Genomic DNA, 25753 nt, shown 5'->3' on the forward strand with positions numbered 1-25753 from the left:
TAAGAATAATGGTGAGAGGAGAAAAGCATTGGTATTTAGTAGTCTGATCTTTCTATTCCATTTCTTGCCCGCCGCTCTGTTCATTTATTTTGTGTCACCGAAGAAATTAAAAAATACCATTCTGTTTGCCATGAGTCTAATCTTCTACGCATGGGGAGAACCGGTGTATATCATCCTGATGATCTTTTCCACCATCTTCGATTATGTGAATGGACTTTTAGTAGTCAAGTACAGACATCATAAGTGGTTAGCTCGAGCGATATTCATCGCCTCCATCTGCGGCAATGTGGCCATTCTAGGCTTCTTTAAGTATGTTGGATTTCTCGTTCAGACTATCAATGAGTGTTTCGGCATGCAAATGCAAGTTCCAGATCTACCATTACCTATTGGTATCTCGTTCTATACATTTCAGACAATGTCTTATGTGGCGGATGTCTATCTTGGTAAGGTGTCGCCACAGTGCAATATGATTGCTTTTGGCACGTATGTCGCCATGTTCCCACAGCTCGTCGCTGGGCCGATCGTCAAGTATGGGGATATTGCAAGTCAACTTGTTTCCCGTACTATCTCACTGGAGAAGTTCGGTGAAGGGACATTGTTGTTCATTCGAGGACTCGCTAAAAAGGTATTGCTCGCCAACAATATCGGTATGCTATGGTCGAGTGTGAAATCTACACCGCTTGAGGAATTGACTGTTCTTTCCGCATGGCTCGGCATCCTGGCATTCACCTTACAGATATATTTTGACTTCAGCGGGTATTCGGATATGGCGCGTGGGCTTGGCAAAATGTTTGGTTTCGATCTGCCAATAAATTTTAGGCACCCTTATATATCAACTAGCGTGACTGAATTTTGGCGTAGGTGGCATATAACACTCGGATTCTGGTTTCGTGAATATGTGTATATTCCGCTTGGCGGTAACCGTCATGGGTTACGCAAACAGCTTAGAAATCTATTCGTCGTTTGGTTTTTAACTGGTCTGTGGCATGGAGCAAGCTGGAATTTTATCATATGGGGATTGTATTTCGGATTTATCATAACGATGGAGAAGCTTTTTCTGCTGGAGCAGATGGCACGCTGGCCGAGATGGATTAGTCGGCCTTACACGTTGATGATTGTAATTGTAGGATGGGTTTTATTCGAATATGAGCATATGTCATCCGGATTAGCGTTCATTGCCGCGATGTTTGGGTTTGGAGGACATGATTGGATGGATACCCAAGCGCTTTATAACTTAAGGACGTATGGTGGATTGTTCATACTATTAATTATTTGTGCAACACCGTTTGCACGAAAGTTGATCGAACTTGCAGAGGCACGCTGGAAGCACACCAGTGTAATTGTTGCTGCTTGTTATATGGTCGGATTAGTCTTGGCAACCTCTTATTTGGTTGACGAATCTTACAATCCGTTCTTGTATTTTCGTTTTTGAGTGGAGGATCGATATGTCTAAATATGATAAGAGGGTTTACTCTATTACAGGCCTATCGATGTTGTTGTATATCGGGGTCATCGTTATATTGAATGTGGTAACGCCTGACAAAACACTTTCGGAATCGGAAAACCGGGTGCTGGAAAGAAGGCCATTTTTTTCTCTGCAGTCGTTCATCTCCGGGGCGTTCACGATAGATTATGAGAAATATGTAATAGATCAGTTCGCTATGCGGGATTACTGGATAGGGATTAAGACCGATACAGATCGCGTACTAGGTAAAAGGGAGAGCAATGGGGTATATCTGGGCTCGGAGGGGCATCTTATTCAATCATTTCGGTCACCGGTGGATGCGGATGTGAAGGATCGTTTTACTGCTATTCATGCGTTCCATAAGGCAATGCCAGAGTTGCGTAAATCCATTATGCTGGCTCCGACCGCAGCCACACTCTATCAGGATAAGCTACCTGTATTTGCTCCAGTTGACGGTGAACATTCCGAATTGAATAAGGCTCGGAAATGGATTGAACGAATGGAACCGGGTATTCACTTTATTGATGTGTATGCTGCGCTAAACGAAAAGCGAGAGGACTCGATTTACTATAAAACAGATCACCATTGGACGACCCAAGGTGCTTACTACGCTTATCAGGCTTGGTGTATTCAAATGAGGTTTGTTCCGCAAGCAAAAGAAGAGTTCGAGATCCGGCAGGTGACAGATGTTTTCTACGGATCACTTTATTCAAAGAGCGGTTACCGCCATGTGCAGCCTGACCGTATCGATCTATTTGTGCCCAAAGCTGGTACTGAGATGAAGGTGGAGTACGTAGAGGAAAACATCATCACGAAATCGTTGTACAAGCTCGATAATTTAGATAAGAAGGATAAATACACCGTGTTTATGGATGGAAACCATGCACTGGTTCGAATTACGTCAAAGCATGAGGGCGGAAAGAAGCTGCTTGTGGTCAAAGACTCATATGCTAACAGTTTCATTCCTTTCTTGACCAATCATTTCACTGAAATTGATGTCATTGATCTTCGATATTATGATGAGTCACTGACAGAACTGGCTCAAGACCGTCAGTATGATGAGATGTTAATGTTGTATAACATTCAAACGTTCTTTGACGATCCATTTATTTTGAATATTGCGGATTGAGAAAGAAGGGAGAGATGGTCCATGAATAAACCTTCGATGATTTTGCCCGTTATACTTGTTTTTTCTATTGTGATTGGAACAATTACTGGCTGTACGACAAGTAATGGTGAAGAAACCAAAAAACTCTCGGCTATCGAAGTAGGAGAATATATTGGGCAAGCAGTGAACCTTGATGATATGAAAAAAGGGGACTTGAACCGGTTGGACAGATTATATCAAATAGATGCAGAAAGTGTGGAGGATTATCTTCTGTTTACAGCAGTGTCCAATGTCAAAGCCGATGAATTGTTGATCATCAAAGTCAGGGAAGAGAAAAATTTAGACTTTGTGCTAGCAAGGATAGAGCAAAGGATCGATGCACAATTGGATAAATTTCGAGATTACCGACCGGAGGAATACTATCTTACTCAGAAGCATGTTTTAAAGAGAACAGGGAGATTGATTCTATTCGCTGTATCGGAAGAGGCCGACCAAATTGAGCAGACATTTGACGAGGCTTTGAGATAAAATAATCTCAAAAAACTGAATATAAATGCTATGTCTTAGTGAGTTCAGAAAAATTAGAGTTATTTTACTTGAAAATCAGAACTAGACAGGGATCCGGCGCCCAAAAGAGTACAAACTGCAGGGTTACGATGTAACCAACCGCTCCGGTCATAATGACTGCCGACAGCCTGTTCTTGGCAAAAGGAATCGAAACCGCGGCAACGATGAGCGTGACGAGCAGAACGATCTCATAAAATGAGAAAGGTGCATAATGCTGAAGATTATCCAGTACGACATGGTACATATTGTTAATCGTTAATCCTTGTGGAGGAAGGATAGAAAAATTGTTCCATTCAAAGTCGCTATTATAGCGGCTTTTTTGTTTTAAGGAACCAAGTTCTTGTCCCAAACCGAGGACAAGAACATTATGTCATTTCGAACTAGGTAATTATCTAAATATTATCATGAGGGAGCTCCCATGCCGAGATAAAAGTCACACTCTTGTTAGCAACCAAATTCAAGCCAAGTGCACGGATACAGATGTAGTCTAAGCTGTCGGATTCGAGTTTCTGGACAAGACCGCATCATGTTTGATGAGGCTGTTAAAGCAGAAAAAAATGTAAATATTGTGATACTGACTTTTTGCAGGAAGTACGGCTGGGGTGCGCATTGCACGATTTGTGAAGGCATTGACAGTGACCATATCAACTTGCCTGGCATCCATGAAGATTTACTTGTGAATGGGGGCTAATACAGGCTCGCCGGGATGGCAGGATAAATTAAATTAGCGCTTTTCAACAACCATCTTTAATTTACATTTGTAATTATTTGGTTTGAAAATAATAAAGGAATGATTAGATCAACTTAAATAAAAGTTGATTTTTTCAATTAATCAGCCATAAAATGTGCAAATGTAAACTTAAATAGATATAAATATATATAATAATGTTCATTTACCCAAAAAAACTTTGACAAATGAAAACGAGTGGATTATTTTGTTAAGAAGGAATGCATTTTTAGACACCTTTTATAATTCCATTAGAAAAGAGGGTAAGGAATGAACGATAAATCTAGATTCGCAATATGTCTTCTGATGGCAACGGGATTAGCTCTGACTTCAAACGGTATTTTTACATCTAAATCAATTGCGGCTAGTGCTATGCCCGCTGATCAGGAAACAAATAAACAAGCAAAGGAGGAGCTCGACATTTTTGAAAGCGCATCCAAATCAAATACCAATTTGATAGGCTGGCAAGTGAAAGGAAAAGGGGGATTAGAGGATACTTCAGAAGGAATCTTGCTAACTTCGCAGCCTAAAGAAAATGTAATGGCCCTCTCAGAGACGGTGTCCGATGACTTTATCTATGAAGCTGATGTCATGATCAGGGATACGAAGGCAGACGCAACATTGTTGTTTCGTTCTAATGAGGATGGCTTTAGCTCGTACATGCTGCAAATCGTTCCGGAAGCAGGTCTGATTCGGTTAAGAGATGCAAGGAATGGAGATGGGAGATTAAAGGAGGAGCGTGAAGTTTCTGTTGAAATGGGCCAGATCTATCATCTTAAAGTGGAGGCAGTGGGTTCCTTGCTAAAAGTATATTGGGGCAATCAATATAAACCATTGATTGATGTTCAGGACATTTCGTATCAAAGCGGAAAGCTTGGACTCCATGTATGGGATGGATCCGCCTTGTTTTCGAACATCGTGGTGAGCGATCTGAAAGGTAATTTGGGTATAGTGCTTTCTAGCAAGGGAAAATGGCAGCCTGATATCGGCGGCAAAAAAGGGTTGGTAGAACAGGAGAGAAAAACACAGCAAATCTATAATAAAGAGGCGGCTGATATGGTCTATGAAGGGAATATTACCCTTCGTCCTGATTCTATTGCAGCTCTCGCATTTCGAACTTCAACCGATGGAGCGGAAGGATATGAAGCTACTCTTACGAAGGAAGGAGATCAGGTCCGTGTAAGTTTGACGAATACAAAAGGAGTAGTAATTGCAAGTTCGCAACGTACTTATCCGAGTCAGATGGGAGCCAAACATCATGTGGAAATCAAGGCAAAGGGAGATCAAATTCAGGTCTTTCTGGACGGATACACTACGGCCGCGATTGACGTAAAAGATTCAACCTACAGGAGTGGAAGTACTGGAATCGTCGTGAAAAAGGGGACGGCTTACTTCCAGGATACTTATGTGACGGAACTGAGCCAATATTACAATGAGATATATCGTCCACAATATCACTACACGCCAATACGTGGTTCAGCGAGTGATCCGAATGGACTTGTCTACTTCGAAGGAGAATATCATGTCTTCCATCAGGATGGAGGAACATGGGCGCATGCTGTAAGTACAGATATGCTGAACTGGAAACGGCTTCCGATTGCACTTCCCTGGAATGATAACGGACATGTCTGGTCTGGGTCGGCTGTTGCGGATATGACAAATGCATCTGGTTTATTCGGAGATTCAGGAGGCAAGGGCCTTATTGCATATTATACTTCCTTTAATCCGGATAGCCCGAATGGAAACCAGCGTATAGGTCTGGCTTACAGTAAAGACCAAGGTCGTACTTGGGAGTATTCGAAGGAACACCCGATTGTGATCGAGAACCCAGGTAAGAGCGGAAATGAAGTTGGGAATTGGGATTTCCGCGATCCGAAAGTGATCCGTGATGATGAGAATAACCGATGGGTTATGGTTGTGTCCGGAGGAGATCATATTCGTTTCTATACGTCAACGAATTTACTTGACTGGAAATTGACAGATAATTGGGGATATGGGGATTACGTCCGCGGTGGAGTATGGGAATGTCCTGATTTGTTCCAGCTTCCGGTAGACGGAACGTCACAGAAGAAGTGGGTTATGATGATCAGTACAGGAGCGAATCCCAAAACAGGCGGATCAGATGCCGAGTATTTTATCGGTCATTTAACAGCTGATGGTAAATTCGTGAACGATAATCCGGCGGGTAAGGTGTTAAGAACAGATTTTGGTAAAGAATTTTACGCTTCGATGTCTTTCGCTAACATGCCTGATCATCGCACAGTGATGATGGCGTGGATGACGAATTGGGACTATCCGTTTGCTTTCCCAACGTCCAATTGGAAAGGTGAACTAACCATTCCGAGAGAAGTATCATTGGTAACGACCAAAGATGGAATTCGGATGGTGCAAAGTCCAATCAAAGAATTGGAATCACTGCGTAAACCTTTGTATGCTGCTTCTAACAAGTCGGTGAGCCCTTCTTCCGGGAATCTGCTAAAAGGTATTATTTCAGGTGCTTACGAAATTGAAGCTGAAATTGAAATCCCTGAAACCAGCACAGTGACCGAGTTTGGCTTTAACATTCGTGAGGGTGCAAATCAGAAGACGGTCGTGGGTTATAAGGCAAACGATAGTCGTATGTTTGTGGATCGAACTGCATCCGGTGAAACGGATTTTTCTAACCTTTTCAGTAAGAAACATGAAGCGGCTACGCAAATGGAGAATAATCGGATCAAGATGCGTATTCTTGTGGATGAGTCTTCTGTTGAAGCCTTTGGTAACAACGGCAAAGTCGTCTTTTCAGATGTTATATTTCCGGATCCCGCCAGTAGAGCGATGAGTTTTTACGTGAAAGGTGGGAATGTGAACGTTGTTTCCTTGAAAGTGCATCAACTTCAATCTGTCTGGAATGAGGACATTCCTTCAAAAGCTCAAATAAAGATGGATACGAGGGTTCGGGAACTGGGGGTAAGCGAGTCAGATACACTGCAGGCGATGGTCGAGTATGGACCGGGTTTAGGCGTTCAACCGCTTAAGTGGAATTCCAGTAATAACGACGTAATAGCCATAGACTTGGTAGACAATTCACACGCAGTTATTAAGGCGAAAAAAGAAGGGGAGTCCACGATCACTGTATCTACTCCGAATGGTAAAACTTCCACTAGTGCGCTCGTTAAAGTCATAGGCGGCGAGTTCCGGACAAACCTGAGTGGATGGACTAAAGATCTGTCTGCTGCTTCATGGTTAGTTAGTGAACATGGAATTCGTGGTAAATATTTTAGCGATGCGAATTATATTGCCAAAGAGAAGGCTGGGAATTTTACGTATGAAGCAGACATAATGCTTGGTGAAACAGGAGGCGCAGGTTCTATTTTGTTCAGGGCTAGCGAGGATGGTCGCAGTGGTTATTATCTGAATCTAGACCCTAACATGAAGGCAATCCGTCTGTTCTATAAAATCAATGGAGGTTTTGAAGAACGGCAGGTTCTTGCAAAAGTACCCACTTTCATTCAGCCAGGTCAAACGTATAAGGTGAAAATAGAAGCGAATGGTCCCCATATTGTCGTTCACGTGGACAGTCAAAAAGTCATAGATATCATGGATGGTACTTTTGCAGAAGGCCACTTTGGACTTCATGTATTTGGCGGCTCCGCATCTTATCAGAACGTCAATGTGAGCAACGGTGAACCTGCAAACATCACCAAGTCAAGCCTTGTAAATGTCGCAACACAGAAATCCATTTATACAGTGAACCTTGTCGACGGAGAGCACGTTACCTTGCAGGATGCAAGTGCAACTTCCGTGCAGAAGTGGGTATTTGTTCCGACAGGCGACGAAGCAGGATCGTATTCGATTCGTACTACGGCCGGTCAGACGCTTGATCTGGATATAGGGCAAAACAAACTTCAGCTATATCATTACTTAGGGTACAATAACCAGCGTTGGGTCCTTCACGAGAACAAAGACGGATCAGTTCATATTACTTCAGCTTATCATCAAAAAGCATTAGAAGTATCGGAAGATGGGACCGAACTCTTCCTAAGTGAACTTAATCCATCACTTGATCGACAAAAATGGATATTAACGAAATAATTAAAATATATTCCATGATGGCGTATCTCATAGATATTGCAATTGTATTGCATTTTAGAGAAGAATGATAACTTCTCTGCAACCTAAAGATAAAATAATAGTTACAAAAAGGTTCCTATGCAACATTAAGGTGCCTACTTACCAATTATCTAAAGTAGAGATAAAATTTAAGTGAGGGTATATGCTCACGAAAATAGAAAGGGGTTTAACTATGACGATTACAGAAAACAAACAATTGATGTATCGTTTCACGAACTTCATTAATACGGCAAGCAAAGAACTTGCTGAAGAATTGATTGCTCCAGATGCTGTTTTTTATGTACCTACGCAAAAAGAACCAATGAATGGTCCAAGTGGTTATCTCTCCATAATTCATATGATGAGATCTGGTTTTTCCGATATACAATGGACTGTTAAGGAGCTGGTAGCAGAAGAGGATCTAGTAGCAGCTCATTTTGTCATGAAGGGCACACAAGACGGAGAGTTTCTCGGGTTTCCACCAACGGGAAAGAAAATTGAAGTAAATGCAATGAATTTTTATCGGATCTCTAATGGCCAAATTATTGAAGAGTATGCTCAACCCGATATGCTTGGCTTGCTTCAACAGATAGGGGCAATTCCAAAAGCATAAAATATCATCACAAAACTTATGTGGCGAGTGTGGAATGGCAACAAAAAACTCGTTAATTATGAACTATCTAGAATATTTAATGAGGAACATTGATCTGGGCATCGTTCCTAAAAAAAATAGGAATTGGATAAATAGATTAAAGTCGAAGAGGGACTGCATTTTGCACTCCCTCTTCTTAGTGATTTTACAATTAGGAAGATATAATCTACTAGTTTTAGCCTAGTTTTTGCGAACCATTGAACCACACGGATTTGATTGACAAGGTATCTGAAATATTCGACCACCAAACCATTTCCATTTTAATCCAAGGATAGTAAAATCGGTTGTACCACCACTAGTATGAATGCTGGTGCAGATGGGGAAGGAGATGGCCAGTATAGAAAGGAGGCGCTCGGGTGTTCATGTTTCGAAATCCTTTTATTGTAGCCTTGCTGATGATGTGTCTGATGTCAGGCTTGACTGCTTGTTCTGAGTCAGAGCAATCGGAAGATAGGGGTGCTTCGACAAAGACTGACTTCACGGAGCAGATACAGAGCCTTAATCTGAACCTGGAAGAACCGGCATGGAAGCTGGATACCACTCCCGTGGATCTAAAGTGGTTCGTTGGAGCCGAATGGTACGGGCACACTTGGGGTGAGAGCCTGACTTCCAAATATGTCACCCAAAAAACAGGGGTCAATATCGAATTCGAAGTATCAACTGGTGAACCAAGCGAGATGTTATCACGGATGTTGACGACCGGTAGTCTGCCGGATTTGATAACCATCGGCTCCTGGGAGAGTGCGGTTAACAAACTTCGGGAGAGTAATCTCATCTATGCCCTGGATGAGCTAGCCAACAAGTATGATCCTTACTTTTATAAGGTAGCGGGTGATGGTGCTCTACAATGGTATCGGCAGGAAGACGGCCATACCTATGTCATTCCCAATGATGCGTACAGTCCCGAACAGATGCGTTCAACTGGCTTGACGGGAGCGAACCAAACCTTTCTCGTACGTAAAGATCTGTATGAGTCGATGGGCAAACCGGACCTCACCACACCGAAAGGTTTTCTAAATGCATTGCAATTGCTGAAGAATCAATATTCTGTTTATAAAGGCAAGCTGATCAGTCCATTTTGGGCACAGGGGAATGCATCCTATGGAATGACCGAATATTTGCAAAATCTGCTTGCGATCCCCCATGAACAGAACGGTAAAGTATACGACCGAATGACAGATCCCGATTATATTGAGTGGCTGAAAACATTTCGTATCGCTTACGAGCGGGGCATCATTAATGTTGATTTTCTGGTCGACTCCAGTGCACAGGTGCAGGAAAAAACCAACCATGCCCAATATTTTATGATGATTCGGGAATGGACAGACATATCTGACCTCAATTCGAAATTGGAAGTCCTTACGAATCAGAGTTCATACTATATTGCTGTAGATGGACCCCGGAGCAGCAGGGGAGAATCCGCCAAACTGTTTCCCGGCAGTATGGATGGCTGGATGGTTACGATGATTAGCAGATCCACGGAAAACCCTGAACGAGCGATCCGATTTTTGACCTATCTGGCCAGCGAAGAAGGCCAAAGGGATTTATTTTTGGGCAAAGAAGGTGAAACCTGGGCGATGAAGAACGGCAAACCGCAGTTGACGGCGGCAATGGTTCAGTTGCATGACACGGATCGGGAGCGGCTGGAAAAGGAATATGGCATTATGGATACCTACTGGATGCTGCGAAACCCTGCTTTCGTTAACAAGTGGAGACCAGAGAATACCCCATCCATTAAGCAAATGGAGGAGTTCGCCAACCAACAGGCCGATCTGGACAGCGGCATCTATAAGGGACTAGATCCTGTAGGGGATTCCGACATAGCGTTAGCCTGGTCACGCATTTCTCAGAATTGGGAAGAAGTGCTGCCAGAACTGATTACAGCGAAGGATGAAGCTGCCTTTGACAAAATTTTTGAGAATTTTCTGATACGTCGTGTGAACTACGGCTTTAACCAGGTGATGGAATATCGTCAGGCTGAACTGGAGCTGCGGAAAGGCAAGGTAGCCAGATAACCATTCCCAACATTGTTAACTATCAGCTAACTAGTAATATATGGTATAAGAAAGGTGGTGAATACATCAGAATGAAATACCTACTAACGAGATTGAGGAAGCTTTATCGTAATGCCCGTATATCTCAAAAGCTGTTTCTGGCATTTAGCCTGATGATTGCCATACCTGTTATTTTGATATCCTTTGTGTATATCCGCATGCAAGAAACCCAGCTATATAAGGATGCTATGGCAACAGGCAACAGCCACGTTTCATGGCTGAATGAGCAATTGCGCAGAAGAATGGATATGATTGAGAACGCTTCCAATACAGCCCTTACTCAAAAGTCATTTGTGGATTTTATTCATTCCAATATGCTTGTGGATGGACTGCGTCTGGTGAAGTTTAAGCAAAATCAGTTTGAGCAAATGCTTAATATCATTCAAAGCAATGCGATGATTAGTGAGCTTAGCTTTTACGTCGATAACCCAAACTTGTATGAAATCTGGCCTGAAATCTATCATTATAAGAAATTTTGGCCGCAGGATTATTGGGTAAAGCTTCGGGACGAAGGTGGTGCGGCGTACCGTTTATTTTCTTTTAGAGATGGTGAACACACATTATCCTACTATCGTCTGGTTCGCCTTCAAGGGCAGGAACAAAAACGCCCTAGTATTATGGAAGTGCGTGTCCCGCACAGCATGTTTTTCAGCGACCTGCTCCAGGAGAGCAAGGGGGACTTCTTTTCAGTGTTGATGAACACAAGTGATCCTCCCCAGTATGTTTACAATCCCCAGCATGAGTTTTCTGAGAAGTACGGGCAGGGGATGGAGGAGATCCTTGGCAGTATCCATCGCCAGCTGGATATATTGCCGCAGGAAAGCCCGCTTCAGGTTAAGGTGGGAGATCAGAGCTTCTATGCATTGTATCGATACATCGCTCCGTTGAACACTTATGTGGTCGAGATTGCTTCCCATCAGGCATTGATGAAGGGGCCGCGCAGTTGGTATGCATTTGTGGTAACGATTACATTATGTGTATTGCTGCTAATTATGCTACTCGTATCCCAAACGACACGGCGTATTTTCCGGCGGTTGGACATCGTCCTGGGTTCAATGCGTCAGGTACGGAAAGGCGAGTTGGATTCAATGATTGATACAGGCCTTGATGAGAACGAAAGAGGGGATGAAATCGATGAGGTGGCGGTTAATTACAATAAAATGTTACATGAGGTCAAACGTCTAATGACACAGGTCGTGGATAAGCAGTTAATTGCCAAAAACGCAGAGTTGCACTCCCTTCATTCGCAGATTAATTCTCACTTTTTATATAATGCCCTGGAATCAATCCGTATGGTGGCAGAGGTACAGAGGCAGCCTGCAATAGCCAATTCATTGGTCTCGTTGGGCTCCCAGTTACGTTACAGCATGCAGTGGCGTAGCGATACCGTTGCTTTGCGTGAGGAGCTTGCCAATATCCAAAGTTATATTGAATTTATCAACTTTATGGAAGGCGGCAGTATCGTTATGAAGGCGGATCTTCCTCAGGAGATACTTCACTACGCCATTCCCAAGATGTGTATGCAGCCCATCGTTGAAAATGTAGTTCATCACGGGGCACCTTCAGGCGGCAGGGTAACTATAGAGATTACCTTTTCTGTGGAGAATGACAGTCTTCTTTTGATTAACATAAGAGATGACGGAGAGGGGTTAGAGCCTGAGATGTTACACCGTCTTCAGGCAGTACTGCGGAGCGAATCGGATACGCCGATGGTTACAAGCAGGAGCGGACTTGGTTTGGAAAACGTGAATAAGCGGTTGCAGCTTCATTATGGCAAGAATTGCGGTCTTTGGATTGATAGTGTGCAAGGTGCATATACCTGCGTAACGATACGCTTGCCTTGGGAAAATGTAAATCTTGGAGGGTGGTAGAGCATGATTAATATCCTGATTGTGGACGATCAAAAACACATTCGTGATGGCCTGCAGGCCATGCTGCATCAATTTCCTCTGGATCTGAACAACATATACTGTGCCGCGAGCGGGATTGAGGCGCTGTGCCTATTGCGGCAGCATTGCATTCACATCGTTATTACCGATATTATGATGCCGGATATGGATGGGCTGGCACTCATGGCTCAAACCAAAGAGGAATACATGGATGTGGAATACCTCATCATCAGCGGTTATAGTGATTTTACATATGCCCAAAAAGCTATCGGGCTTGGGGCAAAGGGCTACTTGCTCAAACCTTTGAAGCGAGAGGATCTGCAACATTCCCTGGAGCATGTATGGCAAGAGATCCAGACACGGCAGGCACTTACGCATAATATGCAGCATGTATCCCGTCTCGCCCAAGAGACCGATCGTAAAGAATTAAGAATGTTTATGCAAGGTGCGTTAAGTGATGACGCATGGATTCTTCAGATTGAGGAACAAAATGATGCGTTATGGCGTAATTATCGCCTAACCCTGCTGCGGGAAGAAGTTTGCATTAACCAGCCCGGAGCCAGCAGCGCCCATAGCATGGAAGCCATTGCTTATCGTGTGTTTGGCAGACTAGGTTGTATTTGCCTGCAACATCGCCCATACCTGATCCTTGCGGTGGATGCGTCCATAGATCCAATTGTTTTGCCTGCAGCACTGAAGGAAGGTAAGATCGATGCCATAACAGCCATGACTAACCCGATTCAGGGGTTAAAAGAACTACCAGACAGCTATACCCAAGTGCTTGAGCTTTATCGCCACAGTTACCTGTTTCCTGATCAGTACAGTATCTCCCCAGCACATATTGAGCATATGGAACAGCAGTGGCAACTTCCCTATGAAGACTTATACGAACTCTTCCAGTCAATTGGAACAGATAACAGTGGAACGATTACTCAGGGTATTTCTGCACTATTTCACAAAAAGGTGCTGCAACGCTATCCTATTCGCTATACCCAACAGCTCTGCGCCGCCACCGTTCAGATGATGGAGGAATACGAACGAGTTATCCGTCCTTATATGGGGGAAGAAGTGCTGGACCTTGAATCATTGCGTAATCTCTTTGATTATCAAGGGATGCGTGATTATATACAAGCACTGCAACAACAGCTGCTTCGGCTGAATCAGTTATATTTTGACTATAAGTGCAGCTATCGCAATTCGCAGGATCTAAATGAAGCCATTCGTTTTATACACGAGAGTTACCACAAACCGCTGGACCTCGCGATGGTATCCAATCATGTATCCCTTAATTATGCTTATTTTTCAAATCTGTTTAAGAAGAATATTGGTAAAGGTTTTGCTGAATACCTACGAGATGTGCGTCTGGATAAAGCGCGGCGGCTTCTCGCCGAAACTGATCATAAAATTGTTGAGGTTGCTGCTATGGTTGGATATGAGAGCTACAAAAGCTTTACACGCGCGTTCCGACATGTGATGCAGATCCAACCCACAGAGTACCGACAGATGATGCGGCAGAAGGCAGATTGAATCAAAAGCCAAAAAAATGGGATAGCACAAAAACAATTGTACCTTTTCAGCAAATTAACCTATTCGCTAGAATAAAGATATCCCCCCATGTAAGCGATTTCCTTAATGCACATGGATTGGGAGAAGCTATTATTTTATTAAAGGAGGGCAATGATGAAACCATCTCACTTTACGCAGAAACGGTTTATGAAAAAGGTACTCGGTATGTTGCTTGTGGTTGTGATGCTGGCTAGTGTTGGCATACTGCCAGCTTCAAAGGTTCAGGCAGCCGGAACTACTGTAACCTCAATGGAGTACTTTTCACCCGCAGACGGGCCTGTTATTTCAAAATCAGGGGTTGGCAAGGCCAGCTACGGATTTGTTATGCCTAAGTTCAATGGGGGCTCAGCAACATGGAATGACGTTTACAGTGATGTAGGCGTTAATGTAAAAGTAGGCAACAACTGGGTTGATATCGACCAGGCAGGCGGTTATATCTATAACCAAAACTGGGGGCACTGGAGCGATGGCGGCTTCAATGGCTATTGGTTCACCCTCTCCGCAACAACCGAGATTCAACTGTACTCCAAAGCGAATGGTGTTAAGCTGGAGTATCAACTTGTATTTCAAAACATCAACAAAACAACCATTACAGCGATGAATGCAACACAAGGTCCACAGATCACAGCAGGTTTCACAGGCGGTGCAGGCTTTACATATCCAACGTTCAACAATAATCCTGCGGTCACTTATGAAGCTGTTGCGGATGATTTGAAGGTGTATGTCAAACCTGTAAACAGCAGCACCTGGATTGATATTGACAATAACGCAGCCAGCGGCTGGATCTACGATCAAAATTTTGGCCAATTCACGGATGGCGGCGGTGGGTACTGGTTTAACGTAACGGAGTCGATCAATGTCAAATTGGAATCAAAGACTGCTTCGGCTAATCTTGTTTATACGATTACGTTTAATGAACCTACAAGAAATTCATATGTCATTACGCCATACGAAGGAACAACCTTCACAGCAGATGCGAATGGTTCCATTGGGGTTCCGCTTCCGAAAATTGATGGGGGGGCGCCAATCGCCAAGGAACTGGGCAATTTTGTATACCAAATTAACATCAACGGACAATGGGTTGATTTGAGTAACTCCAGCCAGAGCAAATTTGCATACTCCGGTAATGGGTACAACAATATGTCCGATGCCAACCAGTGGGGATACTGGGCCGATTACGTCTATGGCCTTTGGTTCCAGCCGATCCAAGAGAATATGCAGATTCGTATCGGCTATCCACTGAACGGTCAGGCGGGCGGAAATATTGGCAACAACTTCGTCAACTATACCTTTATCGGCAATCCCAATGCTCCGCGTCCGGATGTATCCGATCAAGAGGATATCTCAATCGGAACACCAACCAACCCGGCTATCGCGGGCATGAACCTCATTTGGCAGGATGAATTTAACGGAACTACGCTGGATACAAGCAAATGGAACTATGAAACAGGATATTATCTCAATAACGATCCAGCTACATGGGGATGGGGTAATGCAGAGCTGCAGCACTACACAAACAGCACTCAAAATGTATATGTACAGGACGGGAAGCTGAATATCAAAGCTATGAACGACAGCAAATCTTTCCCGCAAGACCCGAATCGGTATGCTCAGTATTCTTCTGGAAAGATTAACACCAAGGATAAACTGTCCTTGAAGTACGGCAGAGTGGATTTTCGTGCCAAGCTTCCTACCGGTGATGGTATATGGCCAGCACTGTGGATGCTTCCACAAGACTCGGTATACGGCACTTGGGCTGCATCAGGTGAAATTGATGTTATGGAAGCGAGAGGCCGTCTGCCTGGATCAGTAAGCGGTACCATACACTTTGGTGGACAATGGCCCGGGAACCAGTATTCGGGCGGCGATTATCACTTCCCGGAGGGGCAAACTTTTGCCAATGATTATCATGTATACTCGGTAGTCTGGGAAGAGGACAACATTAAATGGTATGTAGACGGCAAGTTTTTCTATAAAGTCACTAACGAGCAGTGGTATTCCGCAGATGCACCGAATAATCCGAATGCACCTTTCGATGAGCCGTTCTACCTCATTATGAACTTGGCAGTCGGCGGAAACTTTGACGGCGGCCGTACCCCGAACGCCTCCGATATCCCGGCGACTATGCAAGTGGATTATGTACGCGTGTATAAAGAACAGTAATTTGCGATTTCGGATACAGCGAATGAAGATCAGATGGAATAGATTCTGGGCAAACCGGAGAACCTGAAATCTCATACTCTAAAATAGGCTTACGACCGATTCCCAATATTTCTACCTGGGAATCGGTCGTTTAAATTTAGACTTGATAATTTAGTTCACCAGCTGCAAGGAGTGTGCATATAATGGGTTCGTTTTCGAAAGTAACAAAAGATAATTCTTACGTAGTAATTCCGTCAGAAAATGTAACTAAGATACAATTTGGAGATCCGTGTTATATTGGTTATCAACTAGATGGGCAAGAATTTTGGGAATTAACGGGTGTCTCTTATACGACTGAAGTATCTTCGTTAGAAGTTCGTAAATACATATACCATATGGCGGGACATCTGCATCATGCCTTATTACCGCTTAGCAAGCTGCTATAAGTTAAAGTTGATAATAGAAAGTTACATATGGACTATATGCAATGAAAAGATTAATTTCATTAAAGGAGGTTCGAGATGAGAAACGAAGAATGTTGTCCTGAATGTGGAGGAACAAAATTTGGGGAGGGCAGGTCGCACGGCGAAGCTAGGGTATATCCTATGAAAAAGATGCTAACATTAGGATCAGATGTTACTCATGTAATTTGTATAACGTGTGGATTTATTTTAAAAAGTTTTGTTAAAGAACCACATAAATTTGAGGATAATAAATAAAATCGTAATAATTGTCTATTAAGAACTCTTTTGTCGAGGGACAAGAACATGATCCCAGGGTGAGACTAACATGAGTCAGCGTTTCCCAACAAAGGTAACCATAACGCTCAAAGGCTTAAAAGGGAGTGAACTATATTAATATACAGCATCCCTATTTACGGCAAATTCAGCTTAAGAGGCAACAAGTACCCACCTATAATCGTTACCCCTTTGATTTGGCAGTCATTCGAAACCTAAACACTCTTGATTTCCACCCCAAGGTAACCTATATCGTAGGTGAAAATGGGATGGGCAAATCAACACTGATGGAGTCCATTGCTGTCGCATGGGGATTTAACCCGGAGGGTGGGACGGACAACTTTTCCTTTTCAACCCAGGCTACTCACTCGAGCTTATATGAATGTATACAATTGATCAGAGGTCCGCGACGCCCGAAGGATGGCTTCTTCTTCCGGGCAGAAAGTTATTATAATTTAGCCACGACGATCGATGAGTTGGACAGCCAGCCTTCATTCGGTCGCCCTATTCGCCCTATTAAAGATTCGTACAGTGGTAAGTCCTTGCATGAGCAATCGCACGGAGAGTCGTTCTTTTCCACTTTCATTCATCGGTTTCCCCGATCCTTATGGCGTATCCAGATTCGATTATTTACAATCTAACGCCAGATGGTATCGAGGTACAAGTATTGGAAGAAACCGACCATTATATGATTATGAAAGAGTTTGTGAACAACAAGGATCGGATGCTCAGAGAGTTATTCGAAGAAGTTCAAGATTAAATCCACAGCTATCCTATGGAACCCAAAAGCTGAATGGAGGACTTTTAATGAAGAAGGTATTAATAGGTGGAATATTATTGTTTACGGGGTCATTGATATCTTTAGCTATTATACTGGCTGCTGCTTTATATGTCCCAAGTATCACTGCTTGGAGCGGATCAAAGTTATGGTATGCAATCTTCGGTGCAAAACAGTATCAAGATGAAGTGGTACAGAGTTTATCTTTGGGTTTCCCGTTCATTGTGGGTGTTATATTGTCCGCTGTAGATGGTCTGAATAGATCTGTATTTCGCTCTGTTTAGCATATAAGTAGTAAACTCCAATCTCAATTAAATCAGTTTCACCTTGTTCCGAGGTTGAAAGGTTAAACTAACGTGAAGCGATAGCTCAATACAACTACATACCAATAAGTACATTTCTACTTGCGGGGCCCCAATTCGCCCCCGTATAACCTGTCATTCCCTCAAGGTTAACAAAACAATGCAGGACGGTATACAATACACCTGACACTGCATTCACCCTAAACGTGATATGAAATCTCATGTTTGAGTTATCGACTGGTGCGATCTGGGCCGTATCTGGACGTATTGAGTTTGAAGACATCAGCGCATCACTCATTCCCACAGTTGCAATACCGGTAGGTGTTTCCATAGTACTCCTAATCCAGTAGTTTGAAATATGTGTTGCTGATCCTAAATCTGTCCGCTGATCATACGTAATTAGAATTTGATTTGCTGCACTCTGTTTTGCTTCCAAAAGAATTGGATGCGGTATCATCTGACGCTCATTCTGGAAATTAATCATTATTAAATGCCCCCTTAAGTAAACTTAGTCAACAGCCTTTACATTATATTAATGTTAAATTATTTAAATACCATTGGGTGTCTTAGCAGAAAAGCTAAAATGTACATAAATTCGATTGAATCTAATGAACTGTAATTATTGATAGATCTTTGTGTTATTAAATTATCGAAAAAGTAAGTCATAAGTCCAACTCCATTTTTCCGTGGAACAATTCAAAAAAAACGGCCGCTGTTCGCATCGTTTGCGACAGGGCCGATTTTTGTTTTTTTAGGCTAGCTCCAAATTGCTATTCATTCTTGCCAAACACTCATAGGGTCCCATGGCTTGATTTGATTACCATATTTTCCGGTCAGAAAAACTTTCATGTCTTCCAGCTTAGCAGGCACCTCGTTCCAAATTGGAAGGGGTGGTAACCCTCGTTTACTTTTTAATAGGATGTCCACTGTAACATACAAGCGTTCTGGCTGAATCCAATGAAGGAAGCGGGAAATATCAATTTGCTTGGTCAGGGACAAGGCATCAATTTCGTCATTGTAATACTTGTTGAACTCGCTGATCAGGTTCAGGAGGTAGTCTCTCTGCTCCTTCACGAAGTCCAGGCCGCAGATGGCGCCATGTCCTGGAATAATGATTTCGGGTTTAATTTCATCAATAATGCGGTCAAGCACTTTAACCCAATTGAGGGTTCCCTCTTCGCTGTAAGCCGTACACCCGTTAAACACGACATCGCCGGCGAACAGCACTTTTTCTTTTGGCATCCACAGCAGCAAATCACTGTCAGAGTGGGCGGGAGCAACGTTGTAAATCATGACTTCCGTATCGCCAAGACGGATGTTGATATCGTCCTTTATCTCAATATTCGGGAGCAACCATTCTACGCCTTCCAGGTCGAATCCTTCAAATTCCGCTGCAAAAAATCGCTCGCCCGAAGTCGATTCCGGAGAATCCTTTCCTCTTCTGATGACACTGTCCATCCAGGCGATATTTTCGGTAAGACGCTCTCTGGACGCTTCCTTGTGCATAATAATGCAAGCATCTTCAAACACTTTGTTTCCCCAGGCATGGTCGCTGTTATAGTGCGAGTTCACCACATAAGCGGGAGAGTCGCCGTTGCTTACTTCCATAAAAGCCTCACGCATTTCCCGCGCATGGAACAAATCGAAGAACGTGTCATACACCAACCCTTCACCCTTGTTGATGAACCCGGCATTGGCCCAACTGATCCCGCGATACGGCGAAATACCGGCAAAGACGCCATCTGCGACTTCAAAAAATTTAACACGAGGTTTTTGAATAATACGTCCATACTTCATAAAAATTCTCCTTTGCGTATATGTTTTGGGGTGAGGCGTACTGACTATGCCATTATTATAGAGATTGGAAAACAGAAATGCAAGCATGTACTTGCATGCAATAATTCTATGCAATATGATAGTAATAGAACAACATCACACTACATGGATGGAGGCGCTTAACCATGAAACTAGTAACCTTTCAAACCAATACATCCCAGGAACCTTTGTTTGGGCTTGTAATTAACGAGAAATTTGTCGTGTCTTTTGCCGCAATCATGAAAAAGCAGGGAACATTCGTTGATAGTCTTGAAAGTATGGACAGCTATCTTCATTATTTGCCGGCAAGTTATGATGCCGCTAAGGAATTGATGCAATATGCTGTCGAACATTTGCATCAATTCAATGAAAATGAAATCAGTCCGATTGCAGCGGTAAACCTGCTGCCGCCGGTTCCAAATCCGGCTGCACTTATCGATTTTGGGCTGACGCCAAGACATCTGAGAAATGCTGGTGTAAATCTGCTGCAAAGAGAATATACAGGGCCGGAAAGAGAAGAGCTTAAACAAAAAATCGCCGAAAAATTCCAGCAAGATCCGAATAAAGTGAATTTCAGTTATTACAAGTGTAACCATAATGCTTTAATTGGCGATGGGGATACGATTCATTGGCCATCATACTCTTCATACCTGGATATCGAGCCGGAGCTGGCCTTTGTTACAGGAAAGGGGAACTGCATTGCAGGTTATGTTATTTTTAACGACAGTACTGTCCGCGATGTGCAGTGGCCGGATTTCCAGGCGATGACCGGACCGACGCGCTGCAAAGATTTCGATCGCAGCAAAGGAATAGGACCATTTCTGGTAACGCCGGATGAAATCGACAACCCGCTGGCATTGGATGTGGATGTACTCATAGGGGAGAGACTGAACTGGAAGGGAAGCACATCCGAGTATTGTGCACACCCTGCAAAAGTGATGGAGGAGGTTCTCGAAGTTTTCACGCCACTCCCGGGCACGATTATAGGAATGGGGACGATACCGGATTGCTGCGCAATCGAGACCGAAGAATGGCTGTTGCCCTCTGACCGAATCCAGATTACATTTGATAAATTAGGCACGCTCACGCAATTGGTGCCTGATCATGTCAAGATTACGGAACCAAGCCGCTGGGAAAAAAGAAGCGATTTACCTTAAATAAACGTTTATCAAAATGATGAACTCTGAATCTGCTTCATCTGCAAACTTGTAGTAGAATAGGTTTAACATATGCAAAAGGAGAAATACAATGCAAACTTCAGACAGAATCATTGAAGCCGCGACACGGCTCATCAAAAAGAATGGCTATCGGGGAGTAAGCACCAAAGCCATTGCAACGGAAGCTAAAGTCAATGAATCTACGATTTTCCGGCAATTCGGAAGTAAGCAAGGCATATTGGAAGCCATCATTGAAAGACATTCGGATATCCCGCAATTTGAGAAGCTGTTAAAAGAGGACGCGACCGACAATCCGGAAGTCGATCTGCTGAATGTAAGTCAGCAGTACCGATTGTTTTTTCATAAAAATGCGGACATCATTTTGATTGGCATCCGCGACAAAGGGATGTTTCCCGAATTGGACAGAGTGCTGGCCGATCCGCCGGTGAAGCTGCACTCCTTGCTGGTTGAATATTTTGAACGCCTGCAGAAGAAAAAAGTTATAGCCAGACAGGATGAGCGCCTTACCGCCATGTCTTTTCTCTCGATGTGCTACGGATTTCAGATGAGTGAGCTGATTCACAGGCAATATCAGTCCCAACTCGTCACCGAGGAAGATTTCTACAAGCACAGTGTCTTATTGTTCGTAAAAGGAATTTTGTCTCAGTCATAAGCTTTGTTGATTTATTTAAATATGCCAAAGACTGCTTTTGCTCGACTAGCTTTACCATTCGTTTCGCATTCACAACAAATGCTGTGAGATATGTCTGTATTCGCATACGAAATAGACCTCGGTACTTGGCTGTTGCCATACCGAGGAACCTCTTCATCTCAGCATTTATATACTCAATAATGACAGAACGCTATCAACGAGGATGGAACAAATTAATGGAAGTAGGCGGGGGCGGAGAAGCCGAACGTCTAGTCGAATCACTGCAAGATATCGCTCCTGATGTTGCTAACTACATTATCGAGTTTGCATTTGGCGATATTTATTCCAGAGAAGGACTTAACCCATAACAGTGGCAATTATTGACGATTGCCTTCCTGACTACCCAAGGTAGAGCCGAGTCAGAACTTTATGGCCATCTTCACGGGGCTCTTAATGTTGGTCTCTCTACGAATGAAGTCGTTGAAGCGATTACCTATTGCATATCCTATACAGGTTTCCCATGCGTACTGGGGGAGCCGGTGACATGGGCAGAGATGTAGTTGCATATTCAGTTTATCATGTCGCGAAACAAGAACATGTTTATTGAAGTCGTTATTGTAGCGGCTTTTTTATTTTATCGGTTCAAGTTCTTGTTCCGATTGCTGTAATTCACAAATACTAGGTCCTGCTTGTAGTATTATTGTTAGACCAATGCAAATTGTATAAGTAGAAGATCTGTTATAAAGTTTGCGGCATGTAATAGAACTCACCATAAAATGTCCGCCCAGGTAAGTAACATGTTAGAAATTGGTTTATATTTCTAGTATAATGGGATAGGCAGGAATTGTACATTTTTTCGGGGGAAGACCTTTAGTATGTGTATAGGAAAGAACAAGCGGGGCTTGTACAATAATATTAGTGATTGTAAACGCTTGCTTTGAATTCAGAGGGAGTGTACGATGCATTCAATGAATGACTTCCTACTCGGCAGATGAGATGTCCTGGCATGAAGTCCCGGAGACAGTACATGCTTCCGTCCTGTCCCCCGAGGTTAACGGCGGCTTCACCTGCGGCTGCCCTACGCGCCTCGGGCAATGGTACATAGAGCGCCAGCCCTGCTTATTATGAAGAATTCTATTATTCGAATACCAAAGGAGATGCCTTATGAATCAACAACAACTACCTAAGCCCCACCAGCCGCTTGTAACTCACATCTTCACTGCGGACCCGTCCGCCCATGTCTACGAGGGCAAAATCTACATCTATCCTTCCCATGACCTCGATCATGACGAACCAAGCAATGATAACGGCGACCAGTATAAAATGGAAGACTATCATGTCCTCTCGATGGACAACTTCGATTCCCCGGTGGTCGATCACGGCGAAGCGTTGCATCTGAGAGATATTCCGTGGGCCTCCAAGCAGCTCTGGGCACCGGATGCCGCTTATAAGAACAATACCTATTACCTGTTCTTCCCGGCACGGGACCATGACGGCATTTTCCGTCTGGGTGTGGCAACATCAGAGTCTCCAGCAGGCCCGTTCACGCCGCAACCGAATTATATGGAAGGCAGCTTCAGTATCGATCCGGCCGTACTGGTGGATGACGACAATCAGTCATACATCTATTTCGGCGGACTCTGGGGTGGCCAGCTGGAGAAATGGCAGACCGGCAGCTTCGTGCCAGATGCAGAAGGACCGGCTCCTGACCAGCCGGCGCTTGGACCGCAAGTTGCACTGCTTAGCGACGACATGCTGTCCTTCCAGGGCAAGCCTGCCGAGATATCGATTGTCGATGAAGACGGGAATCCCATTCTGGCCGGGGATGAGGACCGGAGATATTTTGAAGGACCATGGATGCATAAATATAACGGCTATTACTACCTGTCCTACTCTACAGGAACCACGCATAAGCTCGTATATGCGATCGGCAAGAACCCTATGGGACCATTCACGTTCAAGGGCGAGATTCTCTCTCCGGTTATCGGCTGGACAACCCACCACTCCATTGTGCAAGTTGAAGACAAGTGGTATCTGTTCTATCACGACAGCTCCCTGTCGGAAGGTGTCAACCACAAGCGTTGCGTTAAATATTCCGAGCTGAAATACAACGAAGACGGAACGATCCAGAAGATCAATCCTTATCCGGGTGCTGAGTAAGCTGGCAGGTTAGCGGAAACAGATAAAATTATAAGATAAGGCATAACATGAGGCAGCTCCTGACGGGGTTGCTTTTTTGATAGGAGGACCAGTTGTGTCACTCAAACTTGGAGAAAATCTCTGCTGAACAAAGAATATTTTTACTGTGACACTATGTGTAGAACAGTAGAAAATGATTCTTTCTATTGAGGACCATTACCATCAATCATAAAAGATCACTTAGAATATTTGCAGACCAAATCGTTAGTCATCAAAATGAGAAGTGAAGGAGGATTAATAAGAACGCATTATTCTGGATATTAGAAAAGTGTCGAAGGACAAGAACATATTCCCATTGAAGTCGCTATTTTAGCGGCTTTTTAATTTTATCGGTACAAGTTCGTGTCCCGAGCCAAGGACAAGAACCTGTTCCTATTACCGATTAGTCGTGTATCTAATCGGAATGGTATCGTAAACTACCGAGCAGAAAAAGATATAAGCAAAGATTTAGTAGCGATTGCTTCCGAGAATGGGGGAAGCAATCGCTATGTTTTTTTTGCGGATATTTTTATTTTTTGTCCGCCACATGTGTACAAAAAATAAAAATGATGATACATTGAAATTAGTTTAATTCCTTTTATAACAAGGTTTTTTGAAGAATACTATGTCTCCTATACGAGGACATACGTATATCGAGGAGGGAATGGAATGTCAAGTCAAGCATTGGACCAATTTTTAAGTTCGAACATCGAAGATCTAAAGACTAAAGGTCTATATAACGTCATCGATACGCTGCAGGGTGCAAATGGTCCTGTTATTCGTATCGACGGAAAGTCCCTAATCAATTTGTCTTCCAATAACTATTTGGGACTGGCAACAGATTACCGCCTGATTGATGCTTCAGTTAAGGCGTTGCAGACATACGGGGCAGGCGCAGGGGCTGTGAGAACAATTAATGGTACGATGGATCTTCATATTGAGCTTGAAGAAAAACTGGCCCGTTTCAAAAAAACGGAAGCCGTTATCGTGTATCAATCGGGATTTAACTGCAATATGGCTGCTATATCCGCGGTAATGGACCAGCATGATGCGATTTTATCAGATGAGCTGAACCACGCTTCGATTATTGATGGCTGCCGCCTGTCGAGAGCCAAGGTGATTCGCTTTAAGCATTCGGATATGAATGATTTAAGACAGCAGGCGAAAGATGCCAAGGAATCCGGTCAGTACCATAAAATTATGGTCATCACCGACGGGGTTTTCTCCATGGATGGTGATATAGCAAAGCTGCCTGAAATCGTGAAAATAGCAGAAGAATTCGATCTGATTACTTATGTGGATGATGCCCACGGTTCGGGCGTTCTCGGAGCAGGTGCGGGAACCGTGAAGCATTTTGGATTGTCCGACCGCATTGACTTTCAAATTGGTACTCTTTCCAAGGCTATTGGCGTTGTCGGCGGTTATGTGGCGGGTAAAAAACAACTGATCGAATGGTTGAAGCTGAGAAGTCGTCCGTTTCTGTTCTCGACATCGCTACCTCCGGCTGCAATCGCTTCTTGCAGCGCTTCTGTCGACATTTTGATGAATGACAAAGAGCTGATCGAGAAGCTGTGGGAGAACGGCAATGATTTGAAAAATGGCTTGAGCCGGCTTGGATATGATGTAGGCCAAAGCGAAACGCCGATCACACCTTGTATCATTGGCGATGAAGTAACCACCCAACAGTTCAGCAAACGGCTTTATGAAGAAGGCGTTTACGCCAAGGCAATCCTGTTTCCGACGGTTCCGAAAGGAACCGGAAGAATACGCAACATGCCGACAGCTGCCCATACCAAGGAAATGCTCGACCAGGTGATCTCCGTTTATGAGAAAGTTGGCAAGGAAATGAAGCTGATTTAGCTGCATTCGCGG

At 43.6% G+C, this 25753-nt stretch carries 20 protein-coding genes and 1 pseudogene; 18 read left to right on the forward strand and 3 right to left on the reverse strand.

Translation table 11 applies throughout. From position 1 onward, the window contains the following. Positions 1-28: 28 nt before the first annotated feature. From QVE09_RS03170 to QVE09_RS03180, 3 genes are read left to right on the forward strand one after another with little or no spacing between them, the layout of a single operon-like run. The gene (locus QVE09_RS03170) at positions 29-1432 is read left to right on the forward strand and encodes an MBOAT family O-acyltransferase (protein WP_315935644.1); all 1404 of its coding nucleotides are present in this window, start codon (positions 29-31) and stop codon (positions 1430-1432) included. Between the two features lie 13 nt (positions 1433-1445). Continuing rightward, positions 1446-2594 carry a DHHW family protein gene (locus QVE09_RS03175; protein ID WP_315935645.1) on the forward strand — a complete coding sequence of 383 codons (1149 nt, stop codon included), beginning with the start codon at positions 1446-1448 and terminating at the stop codon, positions 2592-2594. A gap of 21 nt (positions 2595-2615) precedes the next feature. After that, positions 2616-3101, forward strand: coding sequence for a DUF4358 domain-containing protein (locus QVE09_RS03180; RefSeq protein WP_315935646.1), 486 nt, complete (start codon positions 2616-2618; stop codon positions 3099-3101). A 64-nt stretch (positions 3102-3165) separates the two neighbouring features. Here the strand turns inward: QVE09_RS03180 and QVE09_RS03185 are convergent, their stop codons facing one another. Continuing rightward, on the reverse strand, positions 3166-3384 hold the full coding sequence (locus tag QVE09_RS03185; RefSeq protein WP_315935647.1) for a hydrogenase subunit MbhD domain-containing protein: 219 nt from the start codon (positions 3382-3384) through the stop codon (positions 3166-3168). A gap of 753 nt (positions 3385-4137) precedes the next feature. Here QVE09_RS03185 and QVE09_RS03190 point away from each other — a divergent pair. From QVE09_RS03190 to QVE09_RS03230, 9 genes and pseudogenes are all read left to right on the forward strand, one after another. Next, positions 4138-7941, forward strand: a complete 3804-nt coding sequence (locus tag QVE09_RS03190) for a GH32 C-terminal domain-containing protein (protein WP_315935648.1) — start codon at positions 4138-4140, stop codon at positions 7939-7941. A gap of 211 nt (positions 7942-8152) precedes the next feature. Beyond that, complete coding sequence (locus QVE09_RS03195; protein WP_315935649.1) at positions 8153-8572, forward strand: ester cyclase; 420 nt, start codon at positions 8153-8155, stop codon at positions 8570-8572. A 401-nt stretch (positions 8573-8973) separates the two neighbouring features. Then, complete coding sequence (locus QVE09_RS03200) at positions 8974-10626, forward strand: extracellular solute-binding protein (protein ID WP_315936084.1); 1653 nt, start codon at positions 8974-8976, stop codon at positions 10624-10626. A gap of 71 nt (positions 10627-10697) precedes the next feature. After that, the gene (locus tag QVE09_RS03205) at positions 10698-12536 is read left to right on the forward strand and encodes a sensor histidine kinase (RefSeq protein WP_315935650.1); all 1839 of its coding nucleotides are present in this window, start codon (positions 10698-10700) and stop codon (positions 12534-12536) included. A gap of 3 nt (positions 12537-12539) precedes the next feature. Continuing rightward, on the forward strand, positions 12540-14081 hold the full coding sequence (locus tag QVE09_RS03210; protein ID WP_315935651.1) for a response regulator: 1542 nt from the start codon (positions 12540-12542) through the stop codon (positions 14079-14081). Positions 14082-14234: 153 nt separating this feature from the next. Continuing rightward, positions 14235-16283, forward strand: coding sequence for a glycoside hydrolase family 16 protein (locus QVE09_RS03215; RefSeq protein ID WP_315935652.1), 2049 nt, complete (start codon positions 14235-14237; stop codon positions 16281-16283). Between the two features lie 500 nt (positions 16284-16783). Beyond that, positions 16784-16981, forward strand: a complete 198-nt coding sequence (locus QVE09_RS03220; protein ID WP_315935653.1) for a transcription initiation factor TFIIIB — start codon at positions 16784-16786, stop codon at positions 16979-16981. Positions 16982-17106: 125 nt separating this feature from the next. Beyond that, positions 17107-17759: pseudogene (locus QVE09_RS03225) on the forward strand (AAA family ATPase). 47 nt (positions 17760-17806) lie between these two features. Then, entirely contained in the window at positions 17807-18061 is a 255-nt protein-coding gene (locus QVE09_RS03230; protein WP_315935654.1) for a hypothetical protein, read from the forward strand. 94 nt (positions 18062-18155) lie between these two features. Here the strand turns inward: QVE09_RS03230 and QVE09_RS03235 are convergent, their stop codons facing one another. Continuing rightward, the gene (locus tag QVE09_RS03235; protein ID WP_315935655.1) at positions 18156-18563 is read right to left on the reverse strand and encodes a hypothetical protein; all 408 of its coding nucleotides are present in this window, start codon (positions 18561-18563) and stop codon (positions 18156-18158) included. Positions 18564-18853: 290 nt separating this feature from the next. Beyond that, positions 18854-19876: an MBL fold metallo-hydrolase gene (locus QVE09_RS03240; RefSeq protein ID WP_315935656.1), complete on the reverse strand. Its 1023-nt coding sequence runs from the start codon at positions 19874-19876 to the stop codon at positions 18854-18856. Between the two features lie 164 nt (positions 19877-20040). On the opposite strand from QVE09_RS03240, the gene QVE09_RS03245 reads away from it, so the two are divergent. From QVE09_RS03245 to QVE09_RS03265, 6 genes are all read left to right on the forward strand, one after another. Continuing rightward, positions 20041-21051, forward strand: a complete 1011-nt coding sequence (locus QVE09_RS03245; protein ID WP_315935657.1) for a fumarylacetoacetate hydrolase family protein — start codon at positions 20041-20043, stop codon at positions 21049-21051. A gap of 91 nt (positions 21052-21142) precedes the next feature. After that, a complete protein-coding gene (locus QVE09_RS03250; protein WP_315935658.1) occupies positions 21143-21724 on the forward strand; it encodes a TetR/AcrR family transcriptional regulator in 582 nt (193 codons plus the stop codon). A gap of 215 nt (positions 21725-21939) precedes the next feature. Continuing rightward, entirely contained in the window at positions 21940-22071 is a 132-nt protein-coding gene (locus QVE09_RS03255) for a hypothetical protein (RefSeq protein WP_315935659.1), read from the forward strand. Positions 22072-22083: 12 nt separating this feature from the next. Further along, a complete protein-coding gene (locus QVE09_RS31495) occupies positions 22084-22263 on the forward strand; it encodes a carboxymuconolactone decarboxylase family protein (RefSeq protein ID WP_397386994.1) in 180 nt (59 codons plus the stop codon). A gap of 604 nt (positions 22264-22867) precedes the next feature. Next, positions 22868-23863 carry a glycoside hydrolase family 43 protein gene (locus tag QVE09_RS03260; RefSeq protein ID WP_315935660.1) on the forward strand — a complete coding sequence of 332 codons (996 nt, stop codon included), beginning with the start codon at positions 22868-22870 and terminating at the stop codon, positions 23861-23863. A 687-nt stretch (positions 23864-24550) separates the two neighbouring features. After that, positions 24551-25741, forward strand: a complete 1191-nt coding sequence (locus QVE09_RS03265; protein ID WP_315935661.1) for a glycine C-acetyltransferase — start codon at positions 24551-24553, stop codon at positions 25739-25741. The last annotated feature ends 12 nt before the right edge of the window (positions 25742-25753 follow it).

The organism is Paenibacillus sp. ClWae2A (genome assembly GCF_032452295.1).
Taxonomy (GTDB): Bacteria; Bacillota; Bacilli; order Paenibacillales; family Paenibacillaceae; genus Paenibacillus.